General features: G+C 38.2%; 20 protein-coding genes. 10 read left to right on the top strand and 10 right to left on the bottom strand.

All coding sequences use genetic code 11. The features are described 5' to 3' along the window. Positions 1–61 precede the first annotated feature (61 nt). The 7 genes from ACSQ8P_RS02975 to ACSQ8P_RS02945 form a co-directional block, all read right to left on the bottom strand. Positions 62–244: a hypothetical protein gene (locus ACSQ8P_RS02975; RefSeq protein WP_436233838.1), complete on the bottom strand. Its 183-nt coding sequence runs from the start codon at positions 242–244 to the stop codon at positions 62–64. Between the two features lie 71 nt (positions 245–315). Continuing rightward, a complete protein-coding gene (locus ACSQ8P_RS02970) occupies positions 316–657 on the bottom strand; it encodes an ArsR/SmtB family transcription factor (RefSeq protein ID WP_436233837.1) in 342 nt (113 codons plus the stop codon). 340 nt (positions 658–997) lie between these two features. Beyond that, on the bottom strand, positions 998–1,378 hold the full coding sequence (locus ACSQ8P_RS02965) for a YolD-like family protein (protein ID WP_436233836.1): 381 nt from the start codon (positions 1,376–1,378) through the stop codon (positions 998–1,000). Continuing rightward, complete coding sequence (locus ACSQ8P_RS02960) at positions 1,375–2,646, bottom strand: DNA polymerase IV (RefSeq protein ID WP_436233835.1); 1,272 nt, start codon at positions 2,644–2,646, stop codon at positions 1,375–1,377. The genes ACSQ8P_RS02965 and ACSQ8P_RS02960 overlap by 4 nt, the downstream gene beginning before the upstream one ends. Then, a complete protein-coding gene (locus ACSQ8P_RS02955; RefSeq protein WP_436233834.1) occupies positions 2,647–3,015 on the bottom strand; it encodes a hypothetical protein in 369 nt (122 codons plus the stop codon). Positions 3,016–3,227: 212 nt separating this feature from the next. After that, positions 3,228–3,842 carry a type III toxin-antitoxin system ToxN/AbiQ family toxin gene (locus ACSQ8P_RS02950; protein ID WP_436233833.1) on the bottom strand — a complete coding sequence of 205 codons (615 nt, stop codon included), beginning with the start codon at positions 3,840–3,842 and terminating at the stop codon, positions 3,228–3,230. Positions 3,843–4,429: 587 nt separating this feature from the next. Further along, the gene (locus ACSQ8P_RS02945; protein ID WP_436233832.1) at positions 4,430–4,639 is read right to left on the bottom strand and encodes a hypothetical protein; all 210 of its coding nucleotides are present in this window, start codon (positions 4,637–4,639) and stop codon (positions 4,430–4,432) included. Positions 4,640–4,863: 224 nt separating this feature from the next. On the opposite strand from ACSQ8P_RS02945, the gene ACSQ8P_RS02940 reads away from it, so the two are divergent. Continuing rightward, positions 4,864–5,157 carry a GNAT family N-acetyltransferase gene (locus tag ACSQ8P_RS02940; RefSeq protein ID WP_436233831.1) on the top strand — a complete coding sequence of 98 codons (294 nt, stop codon included), beginning with the start codon at positions 4,864–4,866 and terminating at the stop codon, positions 5,155–5,157. A gap of 305 nt (positions 5,158–5,462) precedes the next feature. Here the strand turns inward: ACSQ8P_RS02940 and ACSQ8P_RS02935 are convergent, their stop codons facing one another. Continuing rightward, positions 5,463–5,648: a hypothetical protein gene (locus ACSQ8P_RS02935; RefSeq protein ID WP_436233830.1), complete on the bottom strand. Its 186-nt coding sequence runs from the start codon at positions 5,646–5,648 to the stop codon at positions 5,463–5,465. 11 nt (positions 5,649–5,659) lie between these two features. After that, the gene (locus ACSQ8P_RS02930; RefSeq protein WP_436233829.1) at positions 5,660–6,478 is read right to left on the bottom strand and encodes an ATP-dependent DNA ligase; all 819 of its coding nucleotides are present in this window, start codon (positions 6,476–6,478) and stop codon (positions 5,660–5,662) included. Positions 6,479–6,731: 253 nt separating this feature from the next. On the opposite strand from ACSQ8P_RS02930, the gene ACSQ8P_RS02925 reads away from it, so the two are divergent. The 8 genes from ACSQ8P_RS02925 (at position 6,732) to ACSQ8P_RS02890 (ending at position 11,132) form a co-directional block, all read left to right on the top strand. Next, positions 6,732–7,151, top strand: a complete 420-nt coding sequence (locus tag ACSQ8P_RS02925; protein ID WP_436233828.1) for an arsenate reductase ArsC — start codon at positions 6,732–6,734, stop codon at positions 7,149–7,151. Between the two features lie 17 nt (positions 7,152–7,168). Further along, positions 7,169–7,489: an ArsR/SmtB family transcription factor gene (locus ACSQ8P_RS02920; protein ID WP_436233827.1), complete on the top strand. Its 321-nt coding sequence runs from the start codon at positions 7,169–7,171 to the stop codon at positions 7,487–7,489. A 9-nt stretch (positions 7,490–7,498) separates the two neighbouring features. After that, on the top strand, positions 7,499–8,791 hold the full coding sequence (locus ACSQ8P_RS02915) for an arsenic transporter (RefSeq protein ID WP_436233826.1): 1,293 nt from the start codon (positions 7,499–7,501) through the stop codon (positions 8,789–8,791). A 24-nt stretch (positions 8,792–8,815) separates the two neighbouring features. Further along, positions 8,816–9,238 carry an arsenate reductase (thioredoxin) gene (arsC, locus tag ACSQ8P_RS02910; protein WP_436233825.1) on the top strand — a complete coding sequence of 141 codons (423 nt, stop codon included), beginning with the start codon at positions 8,816–8,818 and terminating at the stop codon, positions 9,236–9,238. Position 9,239: 1 nt separating this feature from the next. Next, positions 9,240–9,716, top strand: a complete 477-nt coding sequence (locus tag ACSQ8P_RS02905; protein WP_436233824.1) for an ArsI/CadI family heavy metal resistance metalloenzyme — start codon at positions 9,240–9,242, stop codon at positions 9,714–9,716. A gap of 10 nt (positions 9,717–9,726) precedes the next feature. Next, entirely contained in the window at positions 9,727–10,161 is a 435-nt protein-coding gene (locus ACSQ8P_RS02900; RefSeq protein WP_436233823.1) for a protein-tyrosine phosphatase family protein, read from the top strand. 142 nt (positions 10,162–10,303) lie between these two features. Beyond that, positions 10,304–10,876, top strand: a complete 573-nt coding sequence (gene sigZ, locus ACSQ8P_RS02895; protein WP_436233822.1) for an RNA polymerase sigma factor SigZ — start codon at positions 10,304–10,306, stop codon at positions 10,874–10,876. An 85-nt stretch (positions 10,877–10,961) separates the two neighbouring features. After that, entirely contained in the window at positions 10,962–11,132 is a 171-nt protein-coding gene (locus ACSQ8P_RS02890) for a hypothetical protein (RefSeq protein ID WP_436233821.1), read from the top strand. A gap of 128 nt (positions 11,133–11,260) precedes the next feature. On the opposite strand, the gene ACSQ8P_RS02885 is transcribed toward ACSQ8P_RS02890, so the two are convergent. After that, on the bottom strand, positions 11,261–12,256 hold the full coding sequence (locus ACSQ8P_RS02885) for a DGQHR domain-containing protein (protein WP_436233820.1): 996 nt from the start codon (positions 12,254–12,256) through the stop codon (positions 11,261–11,263). A gap of 135 nt (positions 12,257–12,391) precedes the next feature. Between ACSQ8P_RS02885 and ACSQ8P_RS02880 the strand changes: the two genes are divergently transcribed. Next, entirely contained in the window at positions 12,392–12,727 is a 336-nt protein-coding gene (locus ACSQ8P_RS02880) for a helix-turn-helix domain-containing protein (RefSeq protein ID WP_436233819.1), read from the top strand. Positions 12,728–12,740 lie beyond the last annotated feature (13 nt).

Raw genomic sequence — 12,740 nt, 5'->3', positions numbered from 1 at the left:
GTTTTCTTCATCATCGATTTAAGACGTTCGCTATTTACGAAAGACGCAAACTTACTCATTCTTAAGAGCAAGCACATGCACAGCAAACGCTTTGTTTTTTGTTAATCCTAAATAAACTTACTAACTTTATGAATCTAATACTAAATTGTTTTTCTCTCTGACCTTGAGCCTCTTTCGCTATGATCACTTGTTTACCTTGCTGTTCTACATACATCAGTTGTGGATTAATATCGTGAAATAACATGTAAAACCACTCCTTAATCAAATTATATTGATATATACATCAAAAAAAATTGATATAAATTCTAAAAAAATTTAAGATCCACTCGGTCTAAAAATGCAGCATAGCTCTTCTGAAAGCAATCCATTCACTGCAGAATTATTGATCTCGTAGTAGCTCCATGTGCCGATGATTTCTTTCGTAATTAGATCGGCATCTAACAGGATCTTCAAGTGATAAGACAACTTGGATTGAGCCATATCAATAATTTCGCATAGGTCGCAAACGCACGTTTTTCCCCGCTGTGTTAACTCATACATGATTTGCAGTCTCTTGCGATCCGCCAAGGCTTTAAACCTTGCTTCATACGTTTCAAAAAATGAGTCGCTCGGTGCAGGATTTATCTTTACTTCATGGATTGGGATTATTGTTTTCATTATTTTCACCCGATTCGTTAATCAATTATTTTTGATTTAATAACAATATATACCAAAGCAAATCAGATTGCAATAATTTAATCAATTTTTTTTGATTAAATAAATATAGGCTGAAACCAGAGCATTAGAAATCTGCCTAGCGAGTGTCAATTCAATTAGTTGGCGGAGATGGGTTTAAGTTTGAAAGCCAGTATTCTCAGGAATTACAAAGAGCTAGAAGTTTTTACACGTCATCTGAAGCAAATTCAGAAGTCTATTCCAATAAAACCACTACAGATGACGTTTTCAAACTCACTATAAATTACAATGGGAAGATAGAAATTCTACTCTACTAGCGCCACTAAGGATTGATCATTTCATCCTCAGTCCACTCTCTACTCAGCTCTACCTTCAACACATCCTTATAACTGATCCATTCCCAGTCTTCGACTCCGCTAAACGGATCAACAGTGTCCAGTCGAAATTCACTGCGCTGGCTACGTGTCACAATACCGGTTAATATGCGTGGCTTATACTCATCGTACACGTTTACCGAAATGGTTTTTTTGTACATTTGTGACCGGCTGAGTGTAGCTGAGATGACGTGCACCTCTTGCTCGTCAAGTGCTGAACGCTGAATTCTGTGCATTTCCTTTTGGTTTCTTATTGCTGATTCTTTATGTTGAGGAAGCATCATCCGACTAGACTCCCATAAACCGTTCTGTTCTAGTTTCTTACTCATCGATAATGTCCTCCTATTTTACCAGCCCTATCAACCGCTAAACCTGCACTCATGAGACTTGATGCTCGAATTATAGCTGTATTCCCGAAGCGATCTTTTATGCCATCCAAGACACTATCAAGCTTTCGTAATTTTGTTACGTCCTCGAATAGGTCAAGCTGTGTAATCTCTTCGTCCGCGAGTGATCCAAGTGTAACGCCGACTTTTCGTACAGGAAGACCATTCCAATTGCGGTGAAATATCTCGCGTACTGAACCGAAAACTTTAAGTGTATTGTTCGTACTGTAAGGAATCTTTCGTTGCTGACTAAACCCTGTGGGCGCATCGTACGGCGAACACATGCAGAATACATGGACGGTTCCACTAGTGAATCCTTTAGTTCTCGCATCGCGGCAAACTTCTTCTGTTAATTCTAAGAGAACAATATCAACTTCTTCGCCTGTCGTGTAGTCTCGCGGCAACGTCATTGCATGACCGATGGACTTTGGTGCTACGTTAAATGTCCCTGGTGTGACCGGACTATCGTCGAGGCCATTGGCAGTACGCCACATTACCTCTGCTTGGATATCCGATTGCTTACCAAAGCGAGCCCGAAACTTCTGCTTGAGGGATGCGAGAGGAGTCCGAGCAACATGACCAATGGTCGTCATACCGAGTGAGACGAAATGTCGCGTCATCCTCGAGCCCACCCCGTACATTTTATCAATGGTTAGCGGCCATAGATCACGTTCTACATTTTCTTTACCTAGTGTAAAAATACCATTTTCATTTTTCTTTGCGAAATTATCTGTCGCTTGCTTTGCAAGTATTTTGGTCGGACCGATACCTACGCGAATACGTATGTTCATAGATGCTGCAACTTTTTTCTGAATCATGACTGCTAACTTTTCGGGTGTAGTGTGGAAATGATTGAGTGATCCCGTCACGTCCAAGAACTGCTCATCAATTGAAAATACCTCTACGAGATCCGTGTATTCTTTGTAAATGTCTGTTATAGCAAGTGAAACATCAATGTATCGCTGCATGTGCGGACGCATTACAATAGCATTTGGACACAGTTGCAAGGCTTCACCAAGCCGCTGAGCTGTGGTAATTCCAAAGCTTTTAGCAATTGGACATGCCGCCAAAATAATTCCTGATCTCCTAGCCGGATCTCCTGCCACAACCACAGGGAGATTATCAAGACCGGGATGAGTCGCCTTTTCAACGCTTGCGTAAAATGACTGGCAGTCGGATAGAAATATTGTCCGTTCGCATTTTTTGCTCATCTAAACTCGCCTCCGCATGTTCATCAGTGTGGTCATTAGTTCTGCTTTAACCAAACTTCGTAGCATTGTAAAATAATAGATGTATCCTCGGACTTTGTATTCTACATTAATACCGACTGAATTCATGGTTGTATTAAGCACTTTGATATCACGCTTTTTCATATTGTTCTTAATACTTTGTATCTGGGGGTAAATAGCGGTCTCGACCTCTTTCAGATAAAAGAGTACATGGTTATAAACAATTTTATCCTTATATATCTTCAGCTCCTCCATGTCCCTGGTTAACATATCGAGCAAAATTGGTAACAACGTGTACTCTTTGATAATTTGAACATCCTCTTCGTTCTCAATTTTTGATAAAACACTCAATTTTCTCACCACCATATACGAACACTCATTCGTGTTATTCATTATATACCGAACACGTATTCGATATGCAAGCGATTTTTTGAACACAGGTACAATAAAAAAAAGCCTAAGGAAACTTTCCCTCGGGCCAATAAAGAGTATTAATGAGGATGAAATGCGGTAAACATGATTCGTGGATAAGCTTCGGATATCTATATCAAAAATAGCAGTTTTCAATAAAACATAGAAATATTGGGATAGGTAATGTTTGGATCATATTTCTGATATTGATCCTCAAGTAATGCGAAGTTACAGGAATTATCTTTAAAAACTTTAATATCCTTACCTTTGCCGCTGATTACTTTTTGGTGAAGTTTATTTGCTTTATCGAGAACTTCATTTAGATTTTTTTTGATATAATCATATTCCTTATATAAAAGACGCTTGTAATCTTCTGTTTGTGTTTCGAAATCTATGTAGGTAATTTCAGATTCTAGAGCTGGATGCATATTGTTAATTTTCAAACAAGAAATAATCTCTTCTGTAAAGCTTCCATTTTCTTGTTCCACTTGTTCTTTGATTTTGAATGTCATTTGGTTCTTCCATTTAGAACTGTATTGAGAGGTTAGCGGAATAATATAATTATGGCCATTAAGAACTACCCCAACAGCTACGCTTGGCCGACCTTTCCCGTCTTTAACACTTACTCGGACCCTATCATCTATTCCTCGTAAGTAGTTATTGTAGTTAGTGTTCATCCAAAAAAATTTAACTTTTCCTTCTTCGAAAATTGTTACAGGCTGTGGTGTAGTATCAGCTACGACCGTTGTTTCATTCGCTTTTGTCATATGGAAAAATTTCCCCCTCTAACATAAAAGAAAAGACAGCTTACGCTGTCTTTTCCAAATCTTATCGAGCACATTTCGTATCTTACGATACAGGATGTACAACTCCCATCTTATCGAGCACATTTCGTATCTTGCGATACAGGATGTACAACTCCCATCTTATCGAGCACATTTCGTATCTTACGATACAGGATGTACAACTCCCATCTTATCGAGCACATTTCGTATCTTGCGATACAGGATGTACAACCCCCATCTTATCGAGCACATTTCGTATCTTACGATACAGGATGTACAACTCCCATCTTATCGAGCACATTTCGTATCTTACGATACAGGATGTACAACTCCCATCTTATCGAGCACATTTCGTATCTTAGCGATACAGGATGTACAACTCCCAGACGAGGGTAATTACTTACCCCTTATTGTATTATAAGTATATGCAGTAAGCGATATTCTGTCAAGCGAACAGCAATTTTTGGGTTTACCTAACCTCTTATAAATTTTCCTATATCAAACGAATATCTAAAAATAATTTTCATTAAATAAGCAAATTATAATCTAAACATGTGCTTTATGAACAGTCAGCCTCTAGCCTTACGGCGCGTGTCGCGCAATTTACCGGTAATATCGAGGATCGATCGACTAATTACGATTATGAATGTCTGCTCCGTGGGTTCAAGGCTAACTGTAGTTGAACGTAAACGGTAGTTACCGACTAGGGACGATCCAAATAAATTCACAGCAGCGCCGTTAAAATGACTAATGAAGTCATAGGTTACGATATTAGACACTGATTCGGTTACGCTATCGGAGAACGTTTGTTGAACGGTTGACTATTTATTATCCCTCGTGATAAGTCCAAAAATAAACAGGATAATTCCGATAAAAGGAACTAATCACTTCAAACAGATGCAATCTAATATGCATATTGTTTTGAACATAGTACATCAATGAGGCATTTAATGAAAACAGAAGTACTGAGAGTATTTTGCATGAATTCGTTGGAGCAAGATCCTTGAAGAATCTCTTTATATTCTGTATCGATCAAAATGAAAATCCAATAGGTATATTTTCAGCAAATGTAAATGACTCACATGCTCGTATTCCGACGATAGCTGTGAGTCGTAATTGGCAAAAGCAAGGAGTTGGAAAGATTCTTTTATCCGAAGCTTTAAGGCAATTAAAAGATGTTGGAGTTAGTAAAGTCCGACTAACTGTAGATAGTACTAATGAAGTTGCTAAGTCGTTATATAAAAAAACAGGTTTTGTCCATGAATATAAAAGAACAAACCTTGTTATTACATTTTAAATCTAGCCGTTGAACTAACGGAGAACAATAGCTTAATCAATCAACGGCAGTCTGAGTTCAAACTTTGAAGTAATCGAATTAGCTCAAATTAAAAAATAATCGACAATATTGGAAATGTATGGTAATATTAACTTGTACCGGAAGCATCGGACAATACGAAAGCCCTGTGGGAAAGCATCCCATAGGGCTTTTAATTTTTAGTAGTTCTGGAAAGGTGCGTAGAAAACATTATGGCTTGGGCTTTCTTAATTACACTTGCTTTCATTTATACTAATTGGCTATATATCTTAATTTTTGTTGCTGTTTTATTGTTTTATATATTTACTATCAAGAGCATAACAATCCTCGTCGTCGGCAATAAGTTCATATGCCACCATTGAAGTATCAAAAACAATAATCTGCCCGGCATCGCCATACACCATATCATTTACTTCAAGATGACTCAGCGTCTTCTCTTCATTAGTTCCCTTATGTTTTACGCGATATTCCATAAAGTCATCCCCTAAACAATAAATTCCTCGAACACAGGTAGTCGCATGATTCCTGACTTATACCAGTCTCGATACTTCACTTTGCAACGTACCAACGGCTTGACATAAACGTGATCCTTGCTTTCTCCACTCTTGTAAGCTTCGAACACTGGGGACATAGATTTACGAGCTGATGGTGTTATTCCTAGCTCTAAAGAACCGATAGGTCTTATGTGGCCATCCTCATGATAACCAAGCAACCATGAATGTTCCTTCTTGCTGTAGCCGGTTATGTAGACTTCAGCTTGTTGGTAGTTAATAACTTTTTGCCAGGACCAAGAGCGTGTATTCTTCTCGTATTTCGAGTTTTTCTTTTTAATAACTATACCTTCTAACCCGTGTTGGCAAATGATGTTGAAGAAATCTGTCGCGTTGCCTTTGATTGGCCTGACAATTTGATAGTGTTCATTTTCTTGTAAAGCCTCTTCAAGTAGACCCTTACGAACTTCCAAAGGTAATCCGGTTACATCCATGCCGCGGTGATACAAGATATCGAACGCGAAAAAGACAACTTTATGTTTTATCCTGCTTGACTTGAAACGAGCATTACATGCTTCGAAGTCAGCTTTTCCATGTTCATCTAACACGACAATCTCACCATCGAGTATTGTTCCCTTCGGGATAGGTGGATTGTGCAGCTCTGGATATTTGGCTGTTGCATTTGTGTTCTTCGTATATAAGTTCAACTTATCCATATTAGAAACAATCAATCTTATGCCATCCCACTTAAGCTCGGAAATCGTTGAAGAATCGTCAAATGGTTCATTGTTTTTGGCATATTGGAGAAGCATTGGAGGAATAAACATTATCTTCATCACCCATAATAATGGTACACTTTTGAAATACATATGCCTATTGGGAGTTGAAGGAAGAGTTCTTACTAATTTCATCGTGTTTTGATATGAACTCCTGTAACCACAACTATTAGATTCGTAATTATTCATTACATGTAATTAAGAGAATCAAACTATTTACAAAATCTTAACTTTTAAATATAAGTAAATAATTATATAATCATTGACAAATGGTTTAGGAGTTGAGAAAATGTTGAAGAAACCAGTTCGTATATACTTCCTATGTATTCAAAATCGTTGCAGAAGCCAAATAGCAGAAGCATTTGCGAAACACTACGGAGGGGAACATGTTGTTGTCGAAAGTGCAGGATTAGAACCACATGATATTCATCCCTTTACAGTTGAAGTCATGAAAGAAGTTGGAATAGAGCTATCAGGGATTACTTCTAAGAAAATTGATATGAAGTATTTCATCTCCTCGAATGTCATTGTTAAGCTCTGTCAGCAGGTTGCTGAGCGATGTCCAATAGTTCCTTTTGGTATCACTAGTATTGATTGGAATATCGAGGACCCACTAATTACAGGTGATATTCAAACAGTAAGATATGCACGAGATGAGATACAAAAGAAAGTGATTGAACTGCTAAAGGGTTTGAATGTGCCTTTGTAAAGGAGTGTGTAGTCAAGGTGGAAATTGAAAAGTTATCTGATGTGTTCAAACTACTTGGGGATAAAATGAGACTCACAATTCTTTCCCTATTAAAAGAACGCGATCTTTGTGTGTATGAAATTGTTGAGATCTTACAAACTAGCCAACCTAATGTGAGTCAACATATGCGAAAACTCAAAGATGGCGGCTTGGTTAAAGAAGATAAAAAAGGTCAGTGGGTGTATTATTCATTAAATATTAACGATAAACCATTCTTACAAGAGTTATTTCAACACTTACCTTCCCAAAAAGAAAAAGTTGATGCAATTTCTTGTGAGCAACTTGATTGTTGCGACTAGGAGGAACACATGGTATTTTTAGCGGTCTTTATTTTCTTACTTACATTAACATTTGTGATTTGGCAGCCTAAAGGTTTAAATATCGGTTGGTCAGCCTCAGCGGGTGCCGTACTAGCACTCATTTGCCAAGTCGTATCTCTGCATGATGTCGTTATCGTTACGGGTATTGTTTGGAATGCAACATTAGCTTTTGTTGCTGTAATCCTCATCTCATTAATCCTAGATCAAATTGGTTTCTTCGAGTGGTCTGCCTTGCATATGGCCCGAATTGCAAAAGGAAACGGGAAAACCATGTTTATCTATGTCATACTGCTCGGAGCAGCTGTAGCAGCTCTTTTTGCGAATGACGGAGCTGCATTGATCTTAACACCAATTGTATTGGCCATGGTTCGAGCTTTGAAATTCCCTGACAAAATGATCCTCCCATTCATTATGGCAAGTGGTTTTATTGCGGATACAACCTCACTTCCTTTTGTTGTAAGCAATTTGGTTAACATCGTTTCTGCAGATTTCTTCGGCATTGATTTTGTCACCTATGCAAGTAGGATGTTCGTTACAAGCTTATTCTCATTAGGGGCAAGTTTACTTGTTCTGTTTCTATTTTTCAGAAAAGATATACCTCAAAATTATGATATTACACAGCTTAAACGCCCAGCAGAAGCAATTAAGGATCTTAAGCTATTCCGCTTATCTTGGGTGGTACTTGGTGTTCTGTTAGTCGCTTACCTAATCAGTGGGTTCATTCAGATTCCTGTTTCCATCATTGCCGGTATCGCGGCGCTTGTGTTTATCCTTTTTGCACGCTCCAGCAAGGCTATTGAAATCAAACGAGTAATTAAAGAAGCACCGTGGGCAGTTGTTATTTTCTCGATTGGTATGTATGTCGTGGTTTACGGCTTAAAAAACGTTGGTCTGACGGATACGTTAGGAACTCTTATCGAGAAAATGGCCGATCAAGGTTTGTTTGTTGCCACGATTGGAATGGGTTTTCTAGCAGCCGTTCTATCCTCGATCATGAACAATATGCCTACGGTGATGATAGATGCATTGGCAATTAAGGGCACTGAAACAGATGGGATTATCCGTGAAGCATTAGTATATGCCAATGTAATCGGCTCTGATTTAGGGCCTAAGATTACCCCTATTGGCTCACTTGCCACGCTTTTATGGCTTCATGTGCTTTCTAACAAAGGAGTTAAAATAGGCTGGGGTTACTATTTTAAAATAGGCATTATACTTACAGTTCCAACTTTGCTAATCACACTGATCGGCTTGTATCTATGGTTAAGCGTAATCGCATAAATCAATCTTAAGGAGATGTTCAACATGGACAAAAAATTAGTCTATTTTCTTTGCACAGGAAACTCATGCCGCAGCCAAATCGCTGATGGATTTTTAAAGACTTTAGGCAGTGATATCTACGAAGTGAAAAGCGCAGGTCTAGAAGCGCATGGATTGAACCCAAGAGCGGTTGCCACGATGAAAGAGGCAGGTATCGATATATCGAACAACACATCTGACGTGATTGATCCTGAGCTGCTAGGGCGCGCTGATTACATTATTACGTTGTGCGGTCATGCCGACGAACACTGTCCAGTTGTACGTAACGATAAGGCTGAAAGATGGCACTGGGGATTTGAAGATCCTGCAAAAGCAACAGGAACAGAAGAAGAAGTTACAGATAAATTCCGTGAGGTACGTGATTCTATTAAGAGTCGAATCGAGCAATTCTTGAAAGAAGGCAAGTAATATGATCAAAAGAATGCATGTTGCGGTTAACTGTTCAGATCTTCAGAAATCACTTGATTTTTACCGTGCTTTCTTTGGTACGGAACCATCTAAAGTAAAAGACAATTACGCTAAATTTGAGCTAGACGATCCCTCGCTCCACTTTTCGTTGAATGTGCGTCCTTTTGAGAAAAAAGGCGTTCTCAATCACTTGGGATTTCAAGTTGATAACACGGAAGATGTTCTCGCAATGGGTGAGCGATTAAGACAAAGTGGTCTACTACTTATCGATGAAATGAATACGACATGCTGCTATGCGGTTCAAGATAAAGTATGGGTATATGATCCTGACGGAAACGCTTGGGAAATCTTCTACACCAAAGAAGATTCCGAATTTGAATCTGCAGGGGATTTGCAGGATATGTCACTTTGTTGTGCCCCTCCCTCTGCACCAGCCTCGCCTGTAAAAATTGAATTCACACCATTTAAGAAAAACTAAGGAGTTCATTATGGAGAAAAATTATCAAGCACTGGTTGAAGACAAAATATTCTTTGGCGGAGCTGCAGACGTCGAAGACATGATTAAAAATGAGAATGTTGAGGTCATAGTCGATTTGCGTGGTGAGGCCACGGAGTGTGCCTATCCTGCAGCTGGCGTAGAATGGCTCCAGGTGCCGCTTGGTGACAATGCAGAAGGTCCACAAGACCAACTATTCCAACAAGCTATAGATCACGTTGTAGAGGCTTTTAAGAGCGGTAAAAAGGTTGGATTCCATTGCGGTGGTGGAAAAGGGCGCACTGGCGCTGTGGCCATTGGCACGTTATTAGCTCTAGGTAAGAGCCAAACCATAGAAGAAGCTGAGAAACTAGCGCAAAGTATTCGTCCTGTTGTTAGTATTAAACAGCCTCAACGTGAGGCGCTTGAGAAATTATTTAACAAGTGATGTGATCTAATTAGGCCCCTTGGCATGTTTCTTGCTAAAGGGGCTTATATTATTTTTCAAGGACTTATAACTGTATTTTGAGAACGTGCGTCCAAATTTAATTTCGTGCGTCTCTATATTTAAACAATACTGGAGGGAACGTATGAACACCGAGGAAGTTTGGAAATCTTTTTACAACCCTTTGCGGAATTTTATTGTTAAAAGAGTAAAACTTGTGCATGATGCTGATGACATTCTACAGAATGTTTTTATGAAAATACACGCTAATCTAGATACTTTAAAGGACGATCAGAAACTGCAATCTTGGATCTATCAAATTACTCGAAATTGCATCATGGATTATTACAGAAAAGAGAAACTCCAACTGAAGGTTGAATTGCCAACAGATTTACCTTTAGAGGATACAGAGGATCTAAATGAGGCTATTAAGGAAATAGCCTCTTGTATCAGACCAATGGTTCAGCAACTCTCCGATAATTATAAGCATGCTCTTGAACTAACCGAATTAGGTAACTACACTCAAAAACAACTAAGTGAGCAACTAGGTATTTCTTTTTCCGGTGCAAAATCTAGAGTACAGCGCGGCAGGGAGAAGCTAAAAGAGCTCTTGCTTAGTTGTTGCAATTTTGAATTTGACCGGTTAGGTAATATCATTGACTACACGACTCGAAATTCTAACCAAACGAAATGCAGCACATCCGATTGTTGCAATTAGGGAACCTAGAGTATATTGCGTCCTTACGTGTTATCGTGCGTCTACAGATATGTAACACACTTTAATCAATAGGGAGGAAAAGAATATGAGTAAAAAAAATAATATCAATGATCAAGGCTGTTGTGGGGGACCTGCACCAACTGAAACAAATGCGTGTTGTGTAGAAGATGCAAATGCAAAAGCCAATGGACAGGATGGTTGTGGATGCGCATCAGATTCTGCGATAACAAAGACTGCTCCTAGTTCTTGTTGTTAGCAACCTCCACTCTTTATGTTTATACACAAAGCGCCCTCCTGCATCTTAGCTGGGGCGCTTTTGTTGTTCGCTTCTTTTAATTTAGATAAAATAACCCGAAATTAAGGCCTCTTCACTAATCCTCTTAGTTATTCCGATAACATCTGTGAAACCAATTCTGCCGCTAATGTTCGAGATCCACTTATACCTTTAATATACTTAAATGGACCATAACTGGACCAATCTATAGCTTTAAGCTTCTTTACATAACTCGCCATACGTTTATAATCAATTTGGTTCTTTTCTTCAGAAACACACTTTGCAAAAATAACAGCCCCTGCCATTGCAAGGGCATTTAAGCAAACGATATGAGTAATTCTATACTCCTTATAATCCAACCATTCCATATTAAAATGTTCTTTAAAAGCATTAAAGTACACCAAAACAATCATGAGTTTCTCATCCTTAGATAAACTTGCTACATGGTTAGCCTTGAGAATAAATTCTAATATTTTATACAAATTCTGTAAGGTAACGTGCCGGCCTGAACTTCTTTTACCGGTAATGGTCCCAATGTAATGAAAAGGACTATCACTTCGAACGATGAGTTCGGTAGCTATCCAACTGAAATCATCAGAGTATCTACGTAGGTATCTACTTAAAGAAATACCGATTCCTTTAGCCTTTGTATTTATTGTATCAAATAATTGAATTTCCTCATCCTCATCGAGGAAATGAAACGCCAGGAAGGGGACATTGATTTCTGAATTGGTATCCTGTGCATAACGTTTGATTCCACCTAATCTATGTTGTCCATCCATTAGTGAAGCCTTTTCCTTGCAAATTAACCTACCATAGGATGGCCTGCTTTTATCATAAGTCGTAAACTCCCACTTCGATTCTGCATTTAACAAAATCGGAGTAAATAAGGCATTGTCTCCTTTTGAAAGATACATCGCAAAATCATTACATCTTTTAATATCAACAGGACGTTGATATCCTTTGCCTGAAGGATGATCATATGGCTTCACATAAGTGAGTTGTAACGCAGATGTCGTAGATAAGTTACCCAGGTAAGCAACTTTCCCTCGCATTTTATATTGAATTACGTTTTCTATAACGTGATGTCTTGTCAAATTGCTCATGGTGTTATTCTCCTTATAGGTTAGTATATCCCTATTTTAGGTTATATAACACCTATTTTCAAATGGAATTAAGTAGTATATTATACTTCATACTTTCTATAGACTTACCTACTCTGTTAATAGAGAGGTGAGTATATGTCGAAGTTCTTTGCTATTGTTGGAAAAAAAGTTAGATTCTACAGAAAAGCTGCAAAATTATCTCAGGAGGAACTTGGGGCTCTCCTAAACATTGATCAATCCTATTTAGGTAAAATAGAACGAGGAGAAATAAATATAACGCTTGAAACGATACAAAAAATATCGGAAGTCTTGAATATATATCCCCATCAATTATTTGAGGTAGTGGAAGAAAAAACAAATAAAGAAAAAAGTGAAATCCTTAATAAAATAGATCTACTCTTGGTTAATCTAAAAATAGATGAGTTGAAAACTATTTACAGAATTATTAAGGATATTTTGTTGTTTAAATAAGTCATGAATATTC

Origin of the sequence: Paenibacillus sp. LjRoot153 (genome assembly GCF_964253085.1) — a bacterium.
In the GTDB taxonomy this organism is placed as follows: domain Bacteria; phylum Bacillota; class Bacilli; order Paenibacillales; family NBRC-103111; genus Paenibacillus_E.
The sequence above is the reverse complement of the archived record's forward strand: the minus strand, read 5'-3'. Positions and strand labels throughout refer to the sequence as shown.